The sequence below is a fragment of the Deltaproteobacteria bacterium genome (genome assembly GCA_016709225.1).
GTDB classification, from domain to species: domain Bacteria; phylum Myxococcota_A; class Polyangia; order Nannocystales; family Nannocystaceae; genus Xiheibacterium; species Xiheibacterium phototrophicum.
The window spans coordinates 1-22508 of sequence record JADJEE010000008.1 but is presented as its reverse complement, the minus strand read 5'-3'; the positions used below and the strand labels follow the sequence as shown (position 1 = coordinate 22508).

At 68.6% G+C, this 22508-nt stretch carries 27 protein-coding genes; all 27 read left to right on the top strand.

From position 1 onward, the window contains the following. On the top strand, positions 1-1034 hold a 1034-nt coding region (locus IPH07_24725; GenBank protein MBK6920629.1), incomplete at its 5' end, for a phage portal protein. Beyond that, entirely contained in the window at positions 1027-1404 is a 378-nt protein-coding gene (locus tag IPH07_24720; GenBank protein ID MBK6920628.1) for an ATP-dependent Clp protease proteolytic subunit, read from the top strand. The genes IPH07_24725 and IPH07_24720, both read left to right, overlap by 8 nt. Next, positions 1404-1778: an ATP-dependent Clp protease proteolytic subunit gene (locus IPH07_24715; protein ID MBK6920627.1), complete on the top strand. Its 375-nt coding sequence runs from the start codon at positions 1404-1406 to the stop codon at positions 1776-1778. The genes IPH07_24720 and IPH07_24715 overlap by 1 nt, the downstream gene beginning before the upstream one ends. A 24-nt stretch (positions 1779-1802) precedes the next feature. Next, positions 1803-3047 (top strand): phage major capsid protein, encoded by a 1245-nt coding sequence (locus IPH07_24710; GenBank protein ID MBK6920626.1) that lies wholly within the window; start codon positions 1803-1805, stop codon positions 3045-3047. A gap of 2 nt (positions 3048-3049) precedes the next feature. After that, complete coding sequence (locus tag IPH07_24705; GenBank protein MBK6920625.1) at positions 3050-3889, top strand: phage gp6-like head-tail connector protein; 840 nt, start codon at positions 3050-3052, stop codon at positions 3887-3889. Positions 3890-3902: 13 nt separating this feature from the next. Beyond that, positions 3903-4325: a hypothetical protein gene (locus IPH07_24700; protein MBK6920624.1), complete on the top strand. Its 423-nt coding sequence runs from the start codon at positions 3903-3905 to the stop codon at positions 4323-4325. A gap of 18 nt (positions 4326-4343) precedes the next feature. After that, positions 4344-4673: a head-tail adaptor protein gene (locus IPH07_24695; GenBank protein MBK6920623.1), complete on the top strand. Its 330-nt coding sequence runs from the start codon at positions 4344-4346 to the stop codon at positions 4671-4673. Next, positions 4670-5176, top strand: coding sequence for an HK97 gp10 family phage protein (locus IPH07_24690; protein ID MBK6920622.1), 507 nt, complete (start codon positions 4670-4672; stop codon positions 5174-5176). Before IPH07_24695 ends, IPH07_24690 begins: the two co-directional genes overlap by 4 nt. Continuing rightward, positions 5173-5580, top strand: coding sequence for a DUF3168 domain-containing protein (locus IPH07_24685; protein MBK6920621.1), 408 nt, complete (start codon positions 5173-5175; stop codon positions 5578-5580). Before IPH07_24690 ends, IPH07_24685 begins: the two co-directional genes overlap by 4 nt. A gap of 1 nt (position 5581) precedes the next feature. Then, the gene (locus tag IPH07_24680; GenBank protein MBK6920620.1) at positions 5582-6514 is read left to right on the top strand and encodes a hypothetical protein; all 933 of its coding nucleotides are present in this window, start codon (positions 5582-5584) and stop codon (positions 6512-6514) included. A gap of 6 nt (positions 6515-6520) precedes the next feature. After that, entirely contained in the window at positions 6521-6823 is a 303-nt protein-coding gene (locus IPH07_24675; GenBank protein MBK6920619.1) for a hypothetical protein, read from the top strand. A gap of 171 nt (positions 6824-6994) precedes the next feature. Further along, positions 6995-7201: a DUF1799 domain-containing protein gene (locus tag IPH07_24670; GenBank protein MBK6920618.1), complete on the top strand. Its 207-nt coding sequence runs from the start codon at positions 6995-6997 to the stop codon at positions 7199-7201. Continuing rightward, positions 7194-7778, top strand: coding sequence for a hypothetical protein (locus IPH07_24665; GenBank protein ID MBK6920617.1), 585 nt, complete (start codon positions 7194-7196; stop codon positions 7776-7778). Before IPH07_24670 ends, IPH07_24665 begins: the two co-directional genes overlap by 8 nt. Beyond that, entirely contained in the window at positions 7700-9298 is a 1599-nt protein-coding gene (locus tag IPH07_24660; GenBank protein MBK6920616.1) for a hypothetical protein, read from the top strand. The genes IPH07_24665 and IPH07_24660 overlap by 79 nt, the downstream gene beginning before the upstream one ends. Then, entirely contained in the window at positions 9295-9906 is a 612-nt protein-coding gene (locus tag IPH07_24655) for a hypothetical protein (GenBank protein MBK6920615.1), read from the top strand. The genes IPH07_24660 and IPH07_24655 overlap by 4 nt, the downstream gene beginning before the upstream one ends. Continuing rightward, positions 9903-10472, top strand: coding sequence for a hypothetical protein (locus IPH07_24650; protein ID MBK6920614.1), 570 nt, complete (start codon positions 9903-9905; stop codon positions 10470-10472). Before IPH07_24655 ends, IPH07_24650 begins: the two co-directional genes overlap by 4 nt. Then, complete coding sequence (locus tag IPH07_24645) at positions 10472-10870, top strand: hypothetical protein (protein MBK6920613.1); 399 nt, start codon at positions 10472-10474, stop codon at positions 10868-10870. Before IPH07_24650 ends, IPH07_24645 begins: the two co-directional genes overlap by 1 nt. After that, on the top strand, positions 10871-13954 hold the full coding sequence (locus IPH07_24640) for a hypothetical protein (GenBank protein MBK6920612.1): 3084 nt from the start codon (positions 10871-10873) through the stop codon (positions 13952-13954). Further along, positions 13951-15081 (top strand): hypothetical protein, encoded by a 1131-nt coding sequence (locus tag IPH07_24635; GenBank protein ID MBK6920611.1) that lies wholly within the window; start codon positions 13951-13953, stop codon positions 15079-15081. Before IPH07_24640 ends, IPH07_24635 begins: the two co-directional genes overlap by 4 nt. Before the next feature lie 3 nt (positions 15082-15084). Then, a complete protein-coding gene (locus IPH07_24630; protein ID MBK6920610.1) occupies positions 15085-16350 on the top strand; it encodes a hypothetical protein in 1266 nt (421 codons plus the stop codon). Beyond that, complete coding sequence (locus IPH07_24625; protein ID MBK6920609.1) at positions 16350-17666, top strand: Ig-like domain-containing protein; 1317 nt, start codon at positions 16350-16352, stop codon at positions 17664-17666. Before IPH07_24630 ends, IPH07_24625 begins: the two co-directional genes overlap by 1 nt. Further along, complete coding sequence (locus IPH07_24620) at positions 17663-18025, top strand: hypothetical protein (GenBank protein MBK6920608.1); 363 nt, start codon at positions 17663-17665, stop codon at positions 18023-18025. Before IPH07_24625 ends, IPH07_24620 begins: the two co-directional genes overlap by 4 nt. 11 nt (positions 18026-18036) lie before the next feature. Next, positions 18037-18411 carry a hypothetical protein gene (locus IPH07_24615; protein ID MBK6920607.1) on the top strand — a complete coding sequence of 125 codons (375 nt, stop codon included), beginning with the start codon at positions 18037-18039 and terminating at the stop codon, positions 18409-18411. An 8-nt stretch (positions 18412-18419) separates the two neighbouring features. Continuing rightward, the gene (locus tag IPH07_24610) at positions 18420-18617 is read left to right on the top strand and encodes a hypothetical protein (protein MBK6920606.1); all 198 of its coding nucleotides are present in this window, start codon (positions 18420-18422) and stop codon (positions 18615-18617) included. Positions 18618-18619: 2 nt separating this feature from the next. Next, positions 18620-19297, top strand: coding sequence for a structural protein P5 (locus IPH07_24605; GenBank protein MBK6920605.1), 678 nt, complete (start codon positions 18620-18622; stop codon positions 19295-19297). Continuing rightward, the gene (locus IPH07_24600; protein ID MBK6920604.1) at positions 19294-19677 is read left to right on the top strand and encodes a hypothetical protein; all 384 of its coding nucleotides are present in this window, start codon (positions 19294-19296) and stop codon (positions 19675-19677) included. Before IPH07_24605 ends, IPH07_24600 begins: the two co-directional genes overlap by 4 nt. A 348-nt stretch (positions 19678-20025) precedes the next feature. Then, positions 20026-22167 (top strand): hypothetical protein, encoded by a 2142-nt coding sequence (locus IPH07_24595; protein ID MBK6920603.1) that lies wholly within the window; start codon positions 20026-20028, stop codon positions 22165-22167. Positions 22168-22508 lie beyond the last annotated feature (341 nt).

The following is a 22508-nucleotide window of genomic DNA, read 5'->3' as shown; positions in this document are numbered from 1 at the left end:
TCACGATGGCGCCGTGCCAGACCTACCGGCGCATCGACGAGCGGCGGCGCGAGCCGGTGCGGGGTGATCTCTGGTGGCTGCTCAACGAGCAGCCGAACCTCGCGATGTCGGCCGCGTCGTTCTGGCGATACATGGTCTCGGCGCGCATGCTGCACGGCGACGCGTTCGCCACGATCACGCGGCGCGACCGATCGCCCGACGTGTACGGGCTGGTGCCGCGGCATCCCCGCGCGGTTGAGCCGGTGCGCGGCGAGCGCGGTGAGATCGTGTACCGCGTGCTCGAGGATGACGGGCGGGTCGTGCCCTACGACGGGTCCGACGTGCTGCACATCCCCTCGGTCGGCTTCGACGGCCTGCGGTCGGTGTCGGCGATCAAGGCGGCGCTGGGCGACGCGGGCGGGATCGCGCTGGCTGCGGCGGACTTCTCGAGCGCGTACTTCTCACGCGGGCTGCAGGCGCAGGTCGCATTCGCCGCGCCGGGCGACATCTCCGAGGAGGAGATCGCGCGGCTGAAGAAGCAGGTTGACGAGAAGCACAGCGGTCGCAGCGGGATGTGGCGGCCGATGGTGCTGACGCACGGAATGAAGGTCGAGCGCCTGTCGATGTCGGCCGAAGACGCGCAGCTGCTCGACGCGCGGCGGTTCCAGATCGAGGACATCGCGCGCCTGTTCGGCGTCCCGCCGCACATGATCGGGCACACCGAGAAAAGCACGGCCTGGGGGACGGGTCTCGAGCAGATGTCGATCGGCTTCGTGCGCTACCGGATCGCACCGATCTGTCGGGCGTTCGAGCAGGAGATCAACCGCAAGCTTTATCGGCGCGCGACGGGCTTCGTGGAGTTCAACCTCGAGGGACTGATGCGCGGGGATTCGAAGGCGCGATCCGAGGCATACCGGGCGGCGCTCGGTGGACCGGGGAGCGGTGATGGCTGGATGACGCCCGACGAAATCCGCCACCTCGAGAACATGCCGGACGAGATCATCGGCGAACTGTACCGCGCACCGCGCGATGTCGGAGAGAGTGGCAATGCATGATCGACTTCTGCGGCTCTTCGCCGCGAACAAGAATCGCCCGAGGCGCTTCGGCGTTGCGGGGTCGAGCAACGGCGCGGCCACGATCTACGTCTACGACACGATCGTCGACACGGACCTCGAGGCCGAGTGGTTCGGCGGCGTGTCGCCTGGCGCGTTCGCGCGTTCGCTCGCCGACATCGACGAGACCGTCGAGCTCGTGCTGCGGGTCAACTCGCCGGGCGGGTCGGTGTTCGCGGCGCGCGCGATGGTCCAGGCGCTGCGGGATCGCCCTGCGCGCGTGACCGCAATCGTCGACGGACTCGCGGCGAGCGCGGCGTCGGTGCTGATCACCGGCGCGGACGAAATCCAGATGGGTGAGGGTCGATGCTGATGATCCATCGGGCCTGGACGCTGGCAATGGGGGACACGGGCGACATGCTCGACTGCGCGGCGCTGCTCGAGAAGGTCGACGGCACGATCGCCGAGACCTATGCCGCCCGCGCGGGCGGCGATGCGACGCACTGGCTCAAGCTCATGGACGCCGAAACCTGGTACACCGCGGCCGAAGCGATCGATGCCAAGCTGGCCGACGCGATGGCGCCGGGCGCCAAGGCGGCGCAGAACACCTGGGATCTGGCCGCGTTCGCGCGGGCGCCCGCCGGGCTGAGCGCCCGCCGCGCACCGGCGCCGCCCAGCGGCAAGGCCCCGGACACCCATCAACGAGCGGCGCTGCTGCGTCGGCTCGAATTCGCAGCGCGGCGCTAGCCGCTCACACAAGGACCACACGACATGAAGACGATGCAGCAGCTGCGCGCCGAGCGCGCCGAAGTCGCGGAGAAGATCCGCACTCTGATGGCCGACCGGGACGGTTCGGACGGCAAGCCCTGGCGGCCCGAGGACCAGGCGGCGTATGACGCCGGCATGGCCGACCTCGAGCGGGTCGAGGGCGAGCAGAAGCGCCTCTCCGAGTACCTCGAGCGCGTCGCGCAGAACAGCGTCGACACCTCGCTCGCCGAGTCGTTCGAGCGGCGCCTGACGGGCGGCCCCGCCCCGGACGCGGCGAAGGAGCAGGCGCGCGCGCTGTTCGCGAAATGGCTGCGGCGCGGTGACGACGCGCTGAATGCCGCCGAGTGGCAGGCGATCCGCGCCACGATGTCGACGACGACCGACGGCGAGGGCGGGTATCTCGTGCCCGAGCAGGTGGCGTCGACGATCATCGACGCGCTCAAAGCCTACGGCGGCATGCGCGCGGTCGCGACGGTGCTGCCGACGATGGTCGGCGGTACGATGAACTTCCCGACCTCGGACGGCACGTCGGAGGAGGGCGAGATCGTCGCGGAGAACGGCAGCGCGACCGATGCCGACGTCGACTTCGGCGTGAAGTCGGTGCCGGTCTACAAGTACTCGTCCAAGGTCGTCGCGGTCCCGTTCGAGCTGCTGCAGGACTCGTCGGCCGATGTCGAGGCGTTCGTGCGGCAGCGGCTGGCCACGCGTCTGGGCCGGATCACGAACAGGCACTTCACCACGGGCACCGGATCGAGCCAGCCGAACGGCATCGTGACCGCGTCGAGCCTGGGCAAGACCGGCGCGAGCGGGCAGACCGCGACGGTGATCTACGACGACTTCATCGACCTCTACCATTCGGTTGACCCGGCTTACCGGGAGTCGGGCAACCTGCGCTGGATGATGGCCGACTCGACGCTCAAGGTCGCGCGCAAGCTCAAGGACGACCAGGGGCGCCCGATCTTCTTGCCCGGCTACGATCTGAACGGCGCGATGCCCGACACGCTGCTGGGCGTGCGCATCGCCATCAACCAGCACATGCCGGTGATGGCGGCGAGCGCCAAGTCGATCCTCTTCGGCGACTTCGCGCCCTACATGATCCGCGACGTGATGATGATGAGCCTCTTCCGGTTCACCGACTCGGCCTACACGAAGAAGGGGCAGGTCGGGTTCCTCGCGTGGATGCGCAGCGGCGGCAACCTGGTCGACGTCGGCGGCGCGGTCAAGCACTACGCCAACGCCGCAAGCTGACGATGTCGCGTGGTTCGCGGCGCAGGCCGGCCCCCGACGGGGCGGGCCTGCTGGTCGATTCGGTCGAGCCGGTGCGGGCGGCGCTGCTCGTCGACTGTACGGTCGACGGGCGGCGGCTGCCGGCCGGCACCGTGGTCGAGGGCGCGCGCGAGCGGTTGCGCGAGCTCTTCGGCGCCGCGGCCGAGTTCTCGCCGGCGCAGGTGGCACACAACCTGGCCGAAGGCATGGAGGTCGTGATCCCATCGAGGGCGCAGCCGGGCGGCGTGCTGTCGATCAAGACGGCGGCAAGCGGATACCCAATCGACAACGACGACGCCCGGTTGCAGTGCCGCGTGATCGGCGATGCGCACGACGCGCTTTTCGATCTGCTGATCCCGGCCGCATGCGAATGGGTCGAGGCCTATACGGGTCGGGCGCTGCTCGTGCGCACCTATACGATCGCATTCGATCGGTTCCCGTGCGCGGACGAGTACATCGAATTGCCTCGTTCGCCGCTCGCGTCGGCCACGATTACGATCAAGTATCGCGACGCGGCCGGAGATCTGCAGACGCTCGCCGACACTGTGTACCGCGTCGAGCGCGGCACGGGCGAGCGGCCGCACCCGGGGCGCGTACTGCTTGCAGCCGAGCAAGCATGGCCGTCGGCAACCGACGACCTGTCGGACACCGTCGTGGTCGAGTTCACCGCCGGCTATGCAACCGCAGGTGCGGTGCCGCAGGGGCTCAAGAACGCGGCGCTGCAACGCCTGCAATCGCGATTCGAGGGCGATCCCAAGGTGTCGCCCTACCTCGAGGACCAGGCCCGTCGCGACGCGGCGGCCTGGCGAGTCTGGAGTATCTGAAGGAGAACACACCATGCGCGACGGAATCTCGAACATCAATCCGAAACCGGTCATCGCCCCGCAGGTCGCCACCGACAACACGGCGCTGGTCGGCGCGATCATCGATGGCGCAGGCTACGAGTCCGTGACCTACATGATCCAGACGGGCACGCTGGCCGACGCGGACGCGACGTTTGTCGTGCTGCTCGAAGACGGCGACGAGTCGGACCTGAGCGACAACGCGGCGGTGGCCGACGCCTACCTGATCGGCACCGAAGCCCTGGCCGGGTTCGCGTTCTCGGATGACGGGGAGTGCCGCAAGCTCGGCTACAAGGGGCTCAAGCGCTACACGCGGCTGACGGTCACGCCGGCGAACAACACCGGCAACGCGCCGGTGTCAGCGATGTGCGTGCTCGGTCATCCCCTGAGCGGGCCGCAGGCGAACCCGCCGGCCTGAGCCTGAGAGGATCTGCTCGTGCATGCCGGGCGCCGCGATCACCTCCTCACCGTCGAAGAGGCGATCGTCACGCGCGACGCGATGGGTGGCGAAGCGCGGACCTGGGCCACGTTCGTGCAGGCCTGGGGCGCCGTCTGGTATCGCACGGGGCGCGAGCAGCGCGACCGGCAGGTCGACGAGGACGCGGGTACGGTCGAGATCACAATGCTGCACGTGGACGGCGTGAGCTCTGCCATGCGCGTGGTCGATGAGGCCACCGAGGAGGTCTTCGCGATCACCGCAGCCGTGCCGATAGGCCGACGGCTCGACCTGCGGCTTGTCTGCCGACTCGCGGACCCGGTTGCATGACCAGCGTCGCCGTCAAGGGGCTGGCCGAAGCCGAGAAGTGGCTCGAGACGTTCTCGGAGCAGATCGCACGCGAGGCGCTGCAAGCGGCGCTCGGTGCGGCCGGCGCGCGGCTCGAGCGTGCAATACGCGCAGAGGTGCCGTCGCGCACCGGTGTGCTGCGCGAAAGTGTCAAGACGGTGATCGCGACGGCGCGCGTCAATGGCGCAGTGCGCGGGACCGTGGGCGCAGGGGGCGGGCGCGCGTTCTACGCGCCCTGGGTTGAGACGGGTACAACGGCGCACGATATCGCTCCGAAGGCGGCACGTGCGCTCACGATCGGATCGCTGCTCAGATCGCTGCTCAGGTGGCATGCGCGCCACCCCGGCGCCCGAAAGCGGCAGTTCATGGCGCGGGCATTCGATACTGAGGGCGAGCGCGCGGTCGACGCGTTCTCGGCCGAACTGTGGCGGCAGATTGCGCGCCTGCGCGTGACGCGCGGCGACTTCGCCGGCGGGCGGTCATGATCCGCGAAGCGGTCTACAAGCTGCTGACGGCCGACGCGACGCTGGCCGGGCTGGTTGGCACGCGCATCTACCCCGAAGCGATTCCCGCGCGCACGCAGCGGCCCGCCATTGTGATCGACACGCTGACGTTGCGACGCATTCAAGGGACGCGCGCGGCGACTGCCTGGCGCACCGCGCGGTTCGAGGTGGGCATCGTCGCCGACTCGGTCGTGGCCTGCAACACAGTCGCGCAGGCGGTGCTGGCCGTGCTCGGTCGCTACCAGGGCACGGTGCCGGGGCTGTCTGGCATCACGATCGACGACATCGTCGACACGGATTCGTCGAGCGAGCGTGTGCCGCGTCTGGGTGACGGCGGCGTGTACGCGCTGCCGCTCGAGTTTGAGGCCTTCTGGAAGGAAACCTGACATGACTCGCTACGCGCGAAACAAGCTGATCCTGGTCAAGATCGAGTCGACGGAAGGCACCGACCCGACGCCGACCGTCGGCTCGAACGCGATATCGGTGCGCCGGGCCGACGTGACACCGGTGCGGGCAACGAATCGCTCGCGCGACAAGATCCGAAACTTTTTCGGCAACTCGCCGCAGATGCCGGCGGACGTCTACAGCGAGATCGAAATCGAGGTCGAGCTCTCCGGGTCGGGCGCGGCGGGAACCGCGCCGGCGTGGGCGCCGCTGCTGCAAGCCTGCGGTTTCTCGGAGACGGTCAACGCGGGGACCAGCGTGGTCTACGCGCCGGAGACGCCAGGCGTCAAGACGGTGACGATCTACCCCTACGTCGACGCTGTGCGGCACAAGATGACCGGCTGCCGGGGTACGGTGCGCCTGAGCGCGACGCGCGAAGACATCCCGGTCCTGACCTTCACACTGTGGGGGGTCTACAACGCGGCCGCCGACTCGACGCCTGGCACGGCGACGTTCGCGAATCAGGCGACGCCGGTGCTCTTCAATCGCACCGAGACGACGGTCGATCTGCTGGGCGAGACGCCGTGCCTCGAGTCGTTCGCGCTCGACCTGGCAAACCGGCTCTCGCACCGCAACCTGATCAACTGCGAAGACCGCATCGCGATCACCGGCCGATCGCCGCAGGGGTCTGCGCAGTTCGAGGCGCCGACGGTTGCCACCTACGACTGGTTTGCGGCCGCAAAGGTGGCCACGACCGACGCGGTCGAGCTCGTGCACGGAACCACGGCCGGCAACATCGTGACGCTCGAGGCGCCGGCGGTGCAGGTGATCAACCCGCGCTACGCGAACGCGCCGGACGACGTCGTGATGATCGCGACCGATCTGCTCTTCCTGCCGAGCACCGGCAACGACGAGATCACACTGACCTTGACCTGAGCCGCCATGAAATTCAAACGCGCGCCGATTCCCGAGTTCGACCTGGTCGTCGATGTCACCGCGCCGGGGGGCGAGGATTTCGGCGCTCTCACGCTGCGCTGCAAGCCACTGTCGCGCAGTCAGATCGACGCGATGACATCCCGGCCGATCGACGAGGCGCTTGCCGATGTGGTGATCGGCTGGGACGAGCCTGAGTCGGCGTTCAGCGCGGCGGCACTGGCATCGCTGCTCGACGAGTACCCCTGGCTCGACCTGGTCATCTGGCGCGCGTATCTGGCCCGGATGCGGGGGATTGTGCGGGGAAACTAGAGGCGGCCGCGCGGGCCTGGCGTCGCCCGCGCCGTGCGGCCGACGACGGGGCGGACCTGCGCCGGCAGGCCGCGACGCTCGGGCTTGACGACGAGTCGACGCGGCGGCTGATGGCCAGCGCGCGCATCGACGACTCCGGGCGTCGAGGTCTTCGACGAAAACTGGCCGGCGGTGGAGGCCTTCCTCGCAGTGGGCACGCAGTGGCGATTCGTGGTCCTGGGCGGCGGGATGGGCCCGACGGTGGTGCGCGAGGCGGGGCTGGACTACACCGCGGCTGATGCGGCCTGGCGTCGTCTGGGCATGGACGTCGACGCCGAAACGTTCGCGCGGGTGCAAATCATGGAACACGCAGTTATCGAGGCGGGGAACCGTGGCTAAGAAAACCGTCGGCGAGCTGGTATTCGAGATGCGAGCGGAAGTCGCGCAGTTGCGGCGCGACATGGGCGAGGCGAAGTCGATCGCCAAGCGCGGTGTCGACGACATCGAAGCCGCGTTCAAGACGCTTCGCCGGGGTATCGAGATCGCGCTGGGTGGCACGCTGATCACGGCGCTCACGAAGGCGTTTACCTCGGCCGTGCACGACCTGGCGAGTCTCAAGGGCGCGGCCGAGACGGCCGGCACGAGCGTCGAAAACCTATCGCGCACGCTGGGAGTCGCCGTAGAGGCCGGGATCGGCGTCGAAAAGGTCGTCTCGATCGTCACGAAGCTGAACCAGTCGATTCTGGCCGCGCAAACAAGCAAGCGCGCGGAGTCGGCCTGGGGATCCTGGGCATCGATCCAGCGCAGTTCGCGGACTCGACGGCGCTGCTGGTCGAGACCGCGCGAGCGCTCGACCAGTTTGCCGATACGCGGCGCAAGTCCGAGCTTGCTATCGCATTGCTGGGCCGGGCGGGCGCCGACGCCATCCCGTTCCTCAAAGACCTCGCCGAAGCCGGGCTCGAGGGCGCGCGGGTGACCGCAGAGCAGGCCAAGCAGGCGGATGCACTCGAAAAGGCGTACCTGCGCCTGCAGTACGAGGCCGGCATGGCGAAGACGCAGCTTGCGTCGGAGTTCATCCCGGTTCTGCTCGAGATCGTGCAGCAGTTCAACCAGGCGCGGCAAGCGGGGTTCGATTTCGCCGATGCGCTGGGGTCGGCGTTCAAGGGCCCCGAGCAGGCGGCCGCCGATGCGGCGAAGGAACTCGGCAAGCTCACGCTGATGCGCGCCGAACTCGCGCGCAAGGTGGAGACCGGCGACACGTCCATCTGGGACTTCGTGCTCGGCTCGCCGGCGGATCAGGATGAGCGGCTGCGATCGCGGATGGAAGTCGCGGCCCAGCAGCTCGACCGATGGGTCAAGGTGCTGAATCGCCGCGCGGATGACGCGGCACGCCAGATCGCGACCGATCAACTGTCGATTTTCATCGGCCCGAAGCCAGAGGCGCCGCGTGTCGACGCGACCGGCGCTGTCGGTGGCGCCGCGAAAGACCCGAACGCGGCGATCCTGCGCGAGATAGAGTCGCTGCGAGAACGCGCGACGCAGGTCGGCATCAACTCGGCCTATGAAAAGGCGCTCTACGAGGTGCAGGCGGGGCGCTTCGCCGCGAGCGCGAAGTGGGCGCAGCAAGAGCTGCTGATGTCCGCGCTGATCATCGACGCCAAGAAGCGCGAAGTCGACGTCGAAAAGGATCGCATCGACATGCTCGAGGAAGAGGCGGCCGCCGAGCGTCGAGCCTGGGGCAGCAAGTCAGCCAGGGAAGTTGCTGACGATGATTTGCGTGCCCGACTGCAGGCCGTCAATTCGTTGGCCAGTCGATCCGATCGCGCGCGCGTCGAAGAGGCTGAGCGCCTGCAAGCGGACATGACCGATCTGCTCGAGCGCGGCTTGATCCAGCCCGAGACGTGGTCGCGGGCCTTCGGCGTGGTCGAGGCGATGAAACAGACGAAGGACGAGATGGCGGCTGGATTCCAGGAACTGATCAAGTCGGTCGACGGATGGGGCAAGCAGACGTCGCAGGCGTTTGCCGATTGGCTATTCGGGGGTTCCGGCTCGCTCAAGGACGTAGTGATCCGAGGATCGAAAGAGATCGTCGCCGCCGTCGCGTATCAGCAGTTTTTCAAGGGGGCAGGCGAAACGGCGGTCGGGTCGATCCTTGACATGATCCGTTACATGCGGTTCGGCGACTCTGCGCAAGATGTCGCCGGCGTGCTCGGCTCCGGGATCATGCCCAAGCAACTGGCCTCGGGCGGCGACTATGCCGGCGGCCGCGCGATCCTCGTCGGCGAGCGCGGTCCCGAGCTGATGGTGCCGCGAACCGCCGGCACCGTGGTGCCGAATCACGCGCTGGGCGGCGGTCCGGTCTTCAACAACACGATCGTTATTCAGGGCGGGGCATCTCGCGCGCAGGTCGAGCGGGGGCTCGCTGACATGCAGCGCGCCGTCGTGGGGATTGTCTCCGACGCCACGGCGCGCGGGATGTTGGGCACGTCCGCATGACGACGCTCGCGTGGCCGTCCGACGAGCACTTCGCGCCCTCGGACCTGGAGTGGAAATTGAAGCCGTTCGTGATCGTGAACCCGGGCCTGCTCGCTGCTGCGACGCGTACACGGGCGATCGCCGGCCCCGTCTGGTGGTGCTCGATGACCTTGGGAGCCGTGTACCCAGACGAGCAAGCCGAGCGCGAGGCGTTCTTCGCGCGCGTGCGCGGATCGGAAAACCGCGCGAGGTTCTGGCACTTCAAGCGCCCCGTTCCACGTGGAACGCTGCGGGGCGCGCCGACGCTGTCGTCGACGGTGACTGCGGGGGCGACGTCGGCCACGTGTTCCGCTGCCAGCGGTGCGACGCTGCGCAAGGGCGACATGCTCGGGCTCGGATCGAGTGGCCAACTCGTCATGGTGGTAACCGACGCCACGGAGTCGGGCGGGACCATCACCTGGACGTTTGAGCCGCCCGCGCGAACCTCGGTCGCGAGCGGTACTGCGGTCGTGTGGGATGCGCCGACCGTGCTCTTCATGTTGAACCAGGACGGCGTCGGTCTGCCGTACAGGGGCAACGACGAAGCGCCCGGCATCGACCTCGAGTGGATCGAGGACACCGCACAATGAGGACGACCGATACCGCGATGGATGCGGTCATCGCCGGCAACGGATCGACCGTGTCCCTGTTCGAGTTCGACCTGGCAAGCGGGACGCAGCGCTACAGCACCTGGTCCTATGACCTGACCTATGGCGGTCACACCTACGTCGGCGCGGCGAAGGTCGCGACCGTCGACGAAGTGCGCGACGTCAATGCGCCGCAAGTCGTGGGCCGCCGGTTCGTGCTGTCGGGGCTGGACGAGTCCACCATCTCGCTCGTGCTGTCGGAGCGCGTGCACCTTCGACCCTGGCGGATGTACACAGCGGTGCTGACTGCCGGCTATCAAGTGACGGGGACTCCGGTGCTCGAGGATGCCGGTGTGCTGGACACCATGCGCATCCGGTTTTCGTCCGATCGCAAGATGCTGATCGAGGTCAACGCGGAGACGCTGCTCAGCATGCCTGCCAAGGCCCTGGGCGCGCGCTACACCGACGCCGAGCAGCGGCGTCGCGCGAGCGGCGACACCGGCTATTCGCGCGTCGTCGTCGGCCAGCGCGAGGGCGTGTGGCCGAATCGCTACTGGCGGCCGAGCTGATGGCTCGCCCGCAGGACTGGCCGCAGCGGCTGGTGCGGTTTGTCGGCTCGCGTCGCGCGATGCCGTTCGCGTGGGGCGCGAACGACTGCGCCGCCTTCGCCTTCGCCTGGGTTCGCGAGGTGCGGCCAGGCGCCCAAATGCCGTGCGCGACGTGGACAAGCGAGCGCGAGGCGCTCGAGCGGCTGGCGGCGCTGGGCGGCATCGCGGGTGCGGCGAGCGCGGTGCTGGGCGACCCCGTCCCAGCCATGTTCGCGCAGCGCGGGGACGTCGTCGCGCAGTTGATCGACGGACGGATCACGCTGGGGGTGGTGACAGGGTCGAGCCTCGTCGGACCTGGGCACAATGGGGTCGTGGCGGTGCGCGTGGACCGGCGCGGCGCCCTGGCGTGGAGAGTCTGAGTGCCGCAACTGCCGATTGCCATCGCGACGGCGGCCGGGGCGTCCGCGGCGACGTTGGCCACGGTTAGCGCGGTGTCCTATGGGGTCGCCATCGCCTACTCGATCGTCGAAGCGAACCGCATGGCGCGGCGCAAGCGTGCCGCGCTCGACGCGTCATACGTCGATCGCAAGATCGCGATTCGATCGACCGACCAGCCGCGCAATTTCATCTACGGGACGGTGCGCCTCGCACCGCGGCAGGTCGCGCACTGGTTTGTCCACGGAGAATTCGATCACTACTGGTCGGCCAGGCTCACATTTGCTGATCGCAAGGTGACCGCGATCGATGAGGTCTATCTCGACGGCGAGCCGTGCGGCACGCTCGATGGCAGCGGGTTCGTGCAGGCCGGCTCGCGGTTCTACAAGACGCGCGTGGTGCCGCAGGTCGCAACGTTTGCCGGGGTTGCGGCCGACGACCTCCTGGCCGTCACCGGCACCGACCGGGTGATCGACACCGTGGCCGAGCAGACGGCCGACGGTGGGACGTCCGTGCTGGTCGAGGGCCAGCACTACACGATCGAGGCCGGCGGGGTGCGCGCGGCGCTCGCGATCGCAGGTACGGTCGTTGTCTCGTACCGCGTCACCGAGGGCAAGGCGCTGGTGCGCGTGCGCAAGTTCCTGGGCGAGGTCGCTGGCGAGCGCGATACGACCATGGAGTCGGAGTCAGCAGGCCTCGGCGATGACGAGTGGACGTCTGCGGATGTGCTCGCGGGGCAGGCGGGCATCAGCATTCGGATCGAGGCCGATCAGGACATTTTCCCGAACGGGCTGCCTGCGGTCGAGGCGCTGGTGAGAGGTCATGCGGTCTATGACCCAAGGACCGAGACCAGCGCGCACAGCAACAACGCGATCCTGTGCATCGCGGACTTCATCGCGTCGGACTACGGGTGGTCTGCAGACTATGAGACCGACTTCGATCTCGACGACCTGATCGCAGAGGCCAACCTCGCCGACGAACTGGTCGACATGGGCTCGCTCGCAGACGACCAGGCCCGCTACACCATCGACGGGATCGTCTACGCGCCGCAGGAGCGCGGCGACCAGGTCAAGGTGCTGCAGCAGATGCTGACGTCGTGTCTCGGGACCGCAGTGGTGCAGGGCGGGGTGTGGCGCGTGCGGGGCGCCGCATACCGCGCGCCGGCACTGTCGCTGACCGACGCGGATGTCGCGCAGGCCGGCGACATCGAAACACAGCCCTATGGCACGCTGGCCGACACGTTCAACTCCGTTCGCGGCCGGTTCGTGAGTGCGAGCGCAGACTACGAGGACGACGATTTCGAGCCCGTTTCGATTGCTGCCTACGTCACCGAGGACGGCCGGCAGATCTGGCGCGACATCGATCTTCCCTACGTGGTCGATCCGCTGCGTGCGCAGCGCCTGGCGCGGCTGTATTGCCACCTGGCCCGCCAGGCGCTGAAGGACACCGCCGTCTATCAGATGACGGCGTGGCCGGTCGAGCCGACCGATACGGTCGATCTCACGCGCACGCTCTGGGGGTTCGACGCCAAGGTGTTGCAGGTGCTCGAGCGGCGATTCGACCCGGTCGCGCAGACCGTGACCCTGGTGGCCAAGGAGGAAGCCGAAGCCGTCTACGAAGACGACTACGAGGCGCTGGTGGGCGTCGATCCCGCGCCGAACACGACGCTGCCGGATCCGAGCGTCGTCGCGCCCGTCGCCGAGCTCGAACTGACGTCGGATGACACGACGTTTGCGCTGGCGGCTGACGGGACGGTGCGGCCCTACGCGATCCTTGCGTGGGATGCGGTCGAGGATTCGGGTGTGCTCGAGGGCGGCTCGCTGCATGTGCACTGGAAAACGGCCGGTGAGACCGAGTATCGGCGCATCGTCGTGGCGCCCGCGGAAACCTCGGTGCACCTGGAACCTGTGAGTCGCGGCGACGTGCTCAACGTCTATGTGGTCGCCATGAATGGCGCGCAGGTCGCAAGCACGCCGACGTTTGCGACGCACACGGTGTCATCTCTGGTTCCGGTCGGCGGCTCGCAGGTCCGGCACGGCGGGAACCAGATCCAGAACGCCGACGCCGAGTGGGGCGTCGAGGACTGGCAGGTGGATCGCGACGGGCTGGCCACGAACGACGTGCGGTACTACCTGAGCGACGGCAACGGGCTGATCGGCATGCTGGTCGGATCGCCCAAGGTCTCGACGCTCGCGATCACGGGCACGGGCACCGTGGGCGGCGTCGCGCGCTATCCCGGCGTCATCGCGCCCAAGCGCGTGTCGATCGACGCCGAGCAGTGGGTGAGCATGGGCGCGCGGGTGCGCAGCAATGCATGCCGGGCGCGGCTGCGCGCACGGTTTTTCGGTGGCGGCGATGCGCTGATCTCCGAGCACGTGAGCGAGTATTCGCCGGTCACGTCATACAACCCGGCTGATGACTACGACGTCAGCGGGTACACGCAACTGTCACTCATTGCGCAGGCGCCGGCCGGTGCGACGAGCGTCGAGTATTCGGTGCGCGGGACCGGGCCGACGACGGGTGCTCTGGCAGGCGTGTCGATCTACAAGCCACAGCTCGACGTGCACGCGGCCAGGCCGCCCGAGTTGCCCCCCTGGACGATCGGCTATGCGGCGCGCACGCCGTTGGCGGTCATGGCGAGCGGCGGGTCGGTGCGGCTGGACTCCGCGTCGCAGGCGTCGAGCACGATCGAGGTGCACGGCAGCGCGGGGCCGTCGACGCTGTGGGAGATGGTCGAGACGGCTGGCGTCACGATCACGCGGTTTGCGACGCGCGTGACGGTGCGCGGCAGTCTGCGCGTGCTGTTTAACACCACGGCCGGCCTGGGCACGGTCGAGGTGTGGCTGGTCGCCACAATCGGCGGGGCTACGTCGACCGGTGTGCGGCGCGCGTACACGGGCTACTACCCGGCCTCGAGCGGCAGCAACTACGGGAGCGTCGCGATCGAGGACGAGTGGACCGTGCAGCCGGGTGCGGGGTTTGTCGTCACGCTCATGGCCATGAAAACCGGCGATGCCGTCATCAGCGCATCGCGCGCATCACTGATCGTCGAGGGGACCAAGGCATGAGCTGGACACCGAATGCGGCGCTGCTCTCGGAGATCGTCGCGGCCGTGCAATCGGCCGGCACAGGCGAGGAGCGCTACGACGCAAGCGCGGCGGTGCGCGATGCGATGACCGCGCGGCGTGCGCTGATCGTCGAGCAAGGCGGCGTGGAGGTGCTGCGCGCAGTCGTGACGGGCGCCATGGCGATCGACGGCTCGGAGTATCTGACTGTCGACGGAAACATCGAGTCGACGACGGCGAGCGAGTTTGACCTCGGCGATGGGTCGCTGGTCGCGCGGCTGGTCGATCTGCCGCAGACGACGACGGGCGGGGCGAGCGGACGCGATCCGACGCTCTGGCCGTTCGCGGTCGGCAGCCCGTGGAACTGGCCGATTGGCAGCGGTGCGCAATTGGCGTCGGCGAGCGATGCAGCGACGACGCGCGTGCGCGATCTGAGTGAGGGGTGGAACGTCAATTCGGCAAACTGGTCGATGCCGGTCTACTACGCGACCAACGGCGACCCGCTGCAGACGTTTGCTGTCACAGCTCCCAATGCCGGGTTTCGCACGGGCACGGTGACGCTGCGTTGCCCGTCGAGTGCGATCAGCGCACCGCCCGACTGGTCGACCGGGTACACCGACGCGCACCTGTGCATCATCGATCCCGACGGGCAGACAGCGCACGAGTTCTGGCGCGCCAAAAAAATTGGGACGAACGCATGGACCGCGGAAGCCTACACGCCGGTGGCGCTCAACGGCAGCGGGTTCGCGCTCGTCACTGACTACGGGCCGACCAGCTACTACACGCACGCAGCGCAGCTCGGCTACGGCGGCACGCGAGCATTCGGCGGGTCGCAGCTCGGCGGGCTGATCCGCACTGGCGAGCTGACAAACGGGATCAAGCACGCACTCGCGCTCGCCGCACCGAAACCGTTCCTGAGCTCGCCGTGGGTGTGGCCCGCGACGCGCGATGACTATCCGACCAGCTACCCCAACAACGGCGCGGGCACGGCCGCGATCCGCTGCGGGCAACTGTTTGTCCTGCCCAAATCGATCAACGTCGCGAGCCTGGGCCTCGATGCCAAGGGCACGATCATCGCGCGCGCCCTGCAAGACTACGGCGCCTACATCGTCGACATGGCGGACACCTAGTGCTTGTACCTCGACTACAACGCGCGGGGGGAGATCAGCGGGTTCAATTCCGGCGCGTTTACCTCCGCGGTCTGGGGGTCGCTGGTGCGTGTGACCAACAACAGCGCGGGATCTGTCGGGGGCGGCGGAACCCCTCTCGCGGCTCTCGCCCCCGGCATCGGTTCGAGCAGCGGCGGCACCACGGTCGACGGCGACCCGACGTACGAGCTCACGTCGACGAGCGTCGGCTTGGCCGGCAGCGGGTCGGACGTCGAGCTATCGGCGTCGGTTGAGGACGGCGCCGAGGTCGCGTCGATCACGGGCACGCTGACATGGCCGTCGGAGCTCGGCTCCGGATCGGGCGGCACCACGACGTCCGTCGACACGTCGCTGTTGCTGCTCGACTGGTCGCCGGGTCGGTCGTGGCCCGTCGCCGCGTCGCCCGCCAATCGCGATGCGGACGTCGTCAATGCGCGGCTTACCGCCGAGTCGCTCGCGCGCATGCCGATGGCGTACATCGGGACGACCGACGCGACGTACAACCCCGCCGGCATCGGCTCGTCGACGTCCGTCGGCACGCACGCGGACGGCTACGATCGACTGATCCGCACGACGCTGAGCAGTCGCAACGTCTACCAGCTGCGCGTGCGCTCCGGCGACGCGCCGCCCGAGGATTCGGGGTCGATCGCGCGCGTGAACAAACTGGTCGCGTCGCACGAGTCGCCCTATCCGGGCTGGCTCCAGCAGGGGCACGAATACCTGATCGGGTTCGGCATGGCGCGGGCGCAGAATGACACCTGGGACGCGACGACCTACTCGGACATCATTGCTCTATCGCTGACCGACGAAAATGCGGGGCCGCCCGCGGTCGGCGTGCACATCTACAACGGCGGCGACGTCAATGCGATCCTGCGCAGCGCATCGGGCACGCTCGAGGTGCTGCCGACGTGGGCGGCGAGTGGCACGGCGACGCTCGACTACTACGTGATCGAGATCAGGCTCGCATCGACCACGAGCGGCGGGTCGCCGTACTGCCGGATTTACCGGGCGTCGGGAGCCGCCGGCGCGCTCACGCTGGTCGCGAGCTCGACCGGGTACAACAACTATGGAGGCGCGAGCGCGCGGTTTGTGCTGGAGACCGGCATCATCGCCTGGGCGGGCGGGCTGCAGTTTGCCTCGCTGGCCACGGCCGGGCTCATCATGGCACACGCGGGCCTGTGGGTGGCCGACACGGCGACCTATGCCGCGCTGACGCGCGAGTCGCTGCTGGCGCACATGCGGGCGATCTGATGGCGCTGGTCTGCGACGGCTCGGCCGGCTCGTACATCGAGCAGACGTCCTCGCTGCCGTCGTCGACGGGCGCGATGACGATCCTGTGGGGCGAGTACCTCGTCAGCGATCTCAATGCCGACTCCGGGTCGTGCGAGATCAGGGACTCGACGGGCGGGAGTTATGACCTGCACGCGGTCGTCACGCAGGGTGACGGGACAACCGAAAACCTGTACGCCAACTACGGGACGACAAGCGCAAGCGCGGTTGCAACGCTCGCGACCGGCGCGTGGGTGTGGAAAGCGCTCCGCGGGTACAACTCGAGCGGAGACAAGCTCTCGCTCTCCGTGCACCCGGACGGGGCGGGCAACTGGACCGACGATCATGCCGAGATCGCGCAAACCGCATTCGCGCCCGCGTTGATCCGATTCGGCGACACGGGGCGATCTGAGCCGATCAGCGCCAAATTTGGCTACATCCGAGTCTGGTCGTCGAGCCTGAGCGACGCGCAGCTCAGTACCGAGATCACATCACGCACGGCGGTCGTGACCTCCGGCCTGGTCGTGGACAACGACTGCATGGGTGCGGACCTGACGGCCGCGCTGCTCGGCGCGACCGGATCGGCGTGGACCGCGCCAAACGGCGGGGTGAGTGTCGACACCAGCGAGCCGTCGACGTTTGTCGAGGCGTCCTCGTCGATCGATGTCGAGGTGAGCGGCGAGATCGACATCGCCCCGCGCGTGCTGATCACCGGCTACTACGCGAGCGGCGGCGATCTGTACATCTCGGGCACCTACGCATCGATCGATGCGAGCGCGACGATCGATGTCGACCTGCTGCTCGACGGCGTGGCGGACGGCAGCGGGTCGGCGACGCTGACCGATCCGACGTGGTCGGTCGTGATCGCGGGCGGCGGTGATGGCGTCTACACGATCACGGCGACGATCACGGACGTGATCGCGACCGTCGAGGACACGGCGTCGCTCGTGGTGGATGACGGCGGCGGCGGGTCCGCTGGCGGCGGCACGGGCGAAGTGACGCTGGTTGAGATCGACCCGACGTCGGGCACGGTCGAGCTCGGCGACACGCTGGATTTCGACGCGACCGTCACCGCCGACGATGGCGTGGCGACGACCGTCACCTGGTCCGTGATCGGTGGTGCGCTGTCGGTCGATTCGAGCGGCACAGTGACTGGCGAGGCGCTTGGGTCCGGTACTGTGCGCGCGACGAGCGATGCGGACCCGACCAAGTGGGCGCAGGCGCCCATCACTGTCATCCCGGTAGGCGGCGAGGCGCCGATCGCGGGCTCGGCCTGGGCGCGGTTTGTGCGGCGATGATCGCGCGCCGAATCGCCGCCGCAGGGGCCGCAGTAGCGGCCCTTGCCACATCTGGGACGGCCGTCGCGCAATCGTGGTCAGAGACCGACCGGGCACTGGCCGCGACGATCATTGTCACGCGTGCCATTGACTACGGTCAGACGCGCTGGATCATGAGCGAGCGCGGGCGAGCGGCAGGGTATCGCGAGCTCAACCCGCTGGTTCGGCACCCCTGGCAAACGCTACTCGGCGGCGCACTCGTGCTGGGACTCGCGCACGCATACCCGGCGCATCGCACGCAGATCCTGGGTGCGGCGGCGGCGGTCTCGATCGTGATCGTCGGTCGCAATGCGGCGATCGGTGTGCGGATGGATTTTTGACCGGGGGCGGCATGTCGGACACAGGTAGCCACGAGGATCAGCAGGACACGCGCATTGCGGCGCTCGCCGAGCGCTTGGCGCGACTCGAGGAGCGCACCGCGGCGATGATGCAGCAGGTAGTGTCGCTCGAGCAGTCGACGTCCCGACAACTCAACGCGATGACCGCGCAACTGGATGAACTGCTGAGCCTGACGTCGCGCTGGCGCGGGGGTTTTGCCGCGGCACTGCTTATGGGCTCGGTGGCCGCGGGGGTGATCGCCGCATCGCAGTTTGCGATCGCGGCATGGCGCGCAGAAGGGCCTTTACAAGGGGCGCAACATGGACGGCTCGTTTGGCGTCGGGCTGGGCACTCGGGGGGTTTTGAGCTGTCGACAGACTCTTTGTAGAGGTGGCAATGGACATCGCAATCGGGGTGCTACTGATCGGTGGCATCGTGTTGATCGGTATCTGGGTCGTGCGCTCGGCCAAGGCCGACGCGTCACTCGACAAGATGGCCGGGCGCATCGACGAGATGGCCGACCGCGCCGAGGACGTCGGCGAGCGCAGGGCGGCCGAGCTGCGCGACGCGATCGACCGCGCGCGCAGAGGCTGACGATGCTCATGCAGCCGCGCGGTGTGCGCAACAACAACCCCGGCAATCTGCGCGTCAGCGAATCCAACCACTGGCAGGGCCGCGCTGACTGGCATCAGCGCACGCCGGAGCAGCGACTGGAGCGCGCGTTCGAGGTATTTGTCGACCCGGAGCACGGCATCCGCGCGCTCGCGATCACGCTGGTCAGCTACTACGACCGTCACGGGCTGACCAATCTGCGTGGGCTGATCGGCAGATGGGCGCCGCAGGCGGAAAACGACACGGCGAGCTACGTGCTGTCGGTGGCCCGCAGAATGTCGACGGACCCGAGCATGCCGCTCGATCTGCACGACTACGACGTCATGCGCGCGCTCGTGGTCGCGATCATTGTCCACGAGAACGGCATGCAGCCGTACCCGGACGGCGTGATCGACAAGGCCCTGGCGATGGCCGGCATTGTGCGGTCGCTCAAACCGATCGGCGAGTCGCGCACCGTCATCGGCAGCAGCATCGCGGGGGTGTCTACGGCCGCATCAGCGGCCCTGCAGGCGTCGCAATCGGTCGAGGAGGTGCGGACCATCGTCGAGCCGCTGCGCGAGGCTCTGCCGTGGATCCAGTGGCTGCTGGTGGCACTGACGCTGGCCGGCGTTGGCCTCGCGGTCTACGCGCGCATCAGCGATCAGTCGCGGCGAGTAACGTGACGCTCGTCTACAAGCTCGGTGCGCTGGCCGTCGTGCTGCTCGCGCTCTGGCTGCACGGCTATTCGCGCGGGGCGGCGGTCTACAAAACACGCGAGCAGGCGGCGATCGCCGTTGCGCGTGCGGATGCAGAGCGGCAGGCGCGCGCCGTCGACGGCCTGCAGGTCGAGGTGGATGCGCTGCGATCGCGTCGCCCGGTGGTGCGCGAGCGACTGGTGGAGGTGGCCCGAGATGTGGTGCGCGAGATCCCCGCTGTTTGCACTCTGCCTGCTGCTCTGCGCCTCCTGTGGGACGCTCAACCCGGTGACGGCGCGCCCGCCCGATCCGCCAGCGGGCCTGATGCAGCCGTGTCCGCCGTGGCCAACGATGGCGGGCGCGGGTGATGTCGAGCCGGGGCAACTGGTCGAGGCAATCGTCGCCGCGAAGCTCGCGCATCACGAGTGCGCGAGTCGCGCGGGGCTGTTGCAGCGGTACATCCGCGAGGTGAGATGATGGACGCGTTTGTGGCGTGGCTGCGCGACCTGGTGCGCGGATGGTTTGACGAGTGGTTTTGCGGGCAGGGCCCGCCGCCGCCCTGACCCGCCTCCGGCCCCCACCATCGCCTGCGCCTGTTCCGGCCCCCGCCATCGCCTGCGCCTGTTCCGGCCCCTGCCCCGGCCCTCCGCGCCTGCATTCCCGGCCCTGTTCCGCCAGCGCCTGCTCCGACGCGGCAGTTCGACAGCGGCGTCTACATGTACCCGTGGTCGCTCGGCGGTGCGCGCGATGCCGCACTGCAAGGATCTGGCGCAGGGCACACGCTGCACTACGTCGCCATCGACCAGCTCGGCACGTGGCTCGACGCGGCGCAGTCGGTCGGCACGCGGATCGTCGCGCAGATCGACGCCGCGTACATCACGTCGACCGACGTCGCGCAGGCGCGCGTCAAGGCCGTGCAGGCAGCGGCGCTCGTGCGCCCGTATGCGGGGCACCCGGCGCTCGCCGCCGTGTCGCTGCGCGAGGAGCCGTCGCCCGCTCTCATGCCGGCACTCGATGCGGCCTATGCCGAGTTCCGGCGGCAGCTGCCCGGGGTGCCGCTGCAGCTGACGCACAACCAGTCCGCCGCCGCGTCCGTCGCGATCGCCAGCAGGCCTGAGCGCCTCGCGACCGACCGCTACGCGTTCTGGGGTTGGGATCCGTCTGCCGGGGGCTACTGCGCGACGCCGATGAGTGCGCTGCGCTGGTACTGGGCCGAGGTGCAGCGATGGGTCGCGTTGCTCGGTCCGGGTTGCACGATCGCGATCTGCGGCTCGCGGCTGGCGATGTGGGCGAGCGAGTCGACCGTCGCATCGGGCTCGCTCGGCACGCCGGATCGCATCCGCGCGCTGGCCGACGCGGGCAACCACGGCTGGGCACGGACCGGCGGCGGGTACCGGTATTGGAAATACTACGAGCCGCCGCCGGGCAGCATCCTCGCGATGGTCTGGCTCGCCTACCTCGCTGGCGCGCGCGGCGTGTTGCTCTGGACGGGTGGGTCGGCCACGACCGTCTCGCGCGAGATGGACGCGGGACTGTCCCGCGCGTCGTGGTCAGGTGAGTTGATCGCGCCATGCAGCCGGCGCGTGCTCGACGAGTTCGCGGCCACTGCGCGGGATATCCGCGCCGGCGTACCTGCACCGAGCGTCGAGTCGCTGCTCGTCGCGCAGGGGCCGTCGTCGCTGGTCAACAGTTTCGACCGATTCGTGATCTCGTCCACAGGGCGGGTCGCTGACGATGCCCCCGCCCCGGCTCCGACGCCTGCGCCCGGCCCGGCTGTCGCGCGGGTCAGCGGCGAGATTGCGATCGCGGCGAGCGCGCCAGCTGTGATCGTGCGACCGGACATCGCCGATTGGCTCGTGCGCGATGCGCCGGTCGCCGTGCCGGCGAATTTCGTCGGGATGCATTTCAACCGCACGGGGGGGCGGCCGGCCTATCGCTACGGCCACGCTCGCACGCACGATCACGATCCGCTTGGCAACGGCACAGTGGGGACGCAATGGCGGCAGATCGAGCCGACCCGTGGCGATCGATACACGGAGACCCTGCGAGCGTTTGTTGCGACGCACGGCACGCCAACGATCTGGACGGTCGGCGGCACACCAACGTGGGCGGCACGCGACCCCGATGTGATGTCGACGACGTGGGGGGCGCTCGGCGCTGGCAGCATGCCCCGCTCGTATGCCGATCTCGCCGGTGTCGTCAGGGCCGCGCTCGAGCTGGGCGTGCAGGTGATCGAGGTCTGGAACGAGCCCGAGCCGCATCCGGACTACGCGGGCGGCTGGTTTAACGGGTCGGCGGTCGACCTAGCGACGCTCACGCGCTGGCTGCGCGACGCAGTCGGATCGCGCGCGCGGCTGGTCGGGCCGGCCTACACGGACATCGGGTCGGGGTCGGGCTGGAAGGTCACCGGCTATGCCGATGCGCTGGGCGCGGATGTGCTCGATGCGGTGTCCTGGCACTGCTACCTCTACGATGCCAACCCAGCGCGCCACGCTCTGGGCGTCGCAACGCAATGCCGGCTCATGCGCGAGCAGGTCGACGCGACGGCGCTGCGCGACACGCCGCTCTGGCTGACCGAGCTCGGCTGCGACTCGGTCGGCTGGTCGGCACTGCCGGCAGACACGCAGGCGGCGTGTGTTGGTCGCTGGCTGCTCGTCGCGGCCGCGCTCGGCATGCAGCGCGCGACGCTGTATGCGCACGAGTTGCGCTACTGCGGGGCGCCGGCTGCGAACCCGGCCGTAGCCGACATGATCGATCGCGTGCATCGGCTGATCGCCGGGCAGACGATCACGCAGGCGGCAATCCTGGCCGATGGGCGGGTGTGGGCGCGCATCGGCGGCGAGGATCCGGTAATCTAGGTGCACCTTTCACGAGCGCGTCGCATCGGGCGGCGCGCCGACGTGGCAACTGGCAACAGGAGCAAATCATCATGGCAGTGATCTACGGGCAATTGACTGGCACGAGCGGGTTTGTCCCGAAAGTCGTTTCCGTCGATGCGGACGGGCGGGTGCTGACGTCGGGTGGGCCGGCTGATGCGCTGGCGGATGGGTCTACGGCGGTCACGGGATCCGATGCGATCGTTGTGGATATGTCGGGGGTTGCCGCCCCGCGGAATATCTGGGTGATCCCCTCGAGCGCGACTGTCTCGGTCGAGTATTCCACGGACGGCGGATCGTCATGGTCGGACTGGCCGGCTGGT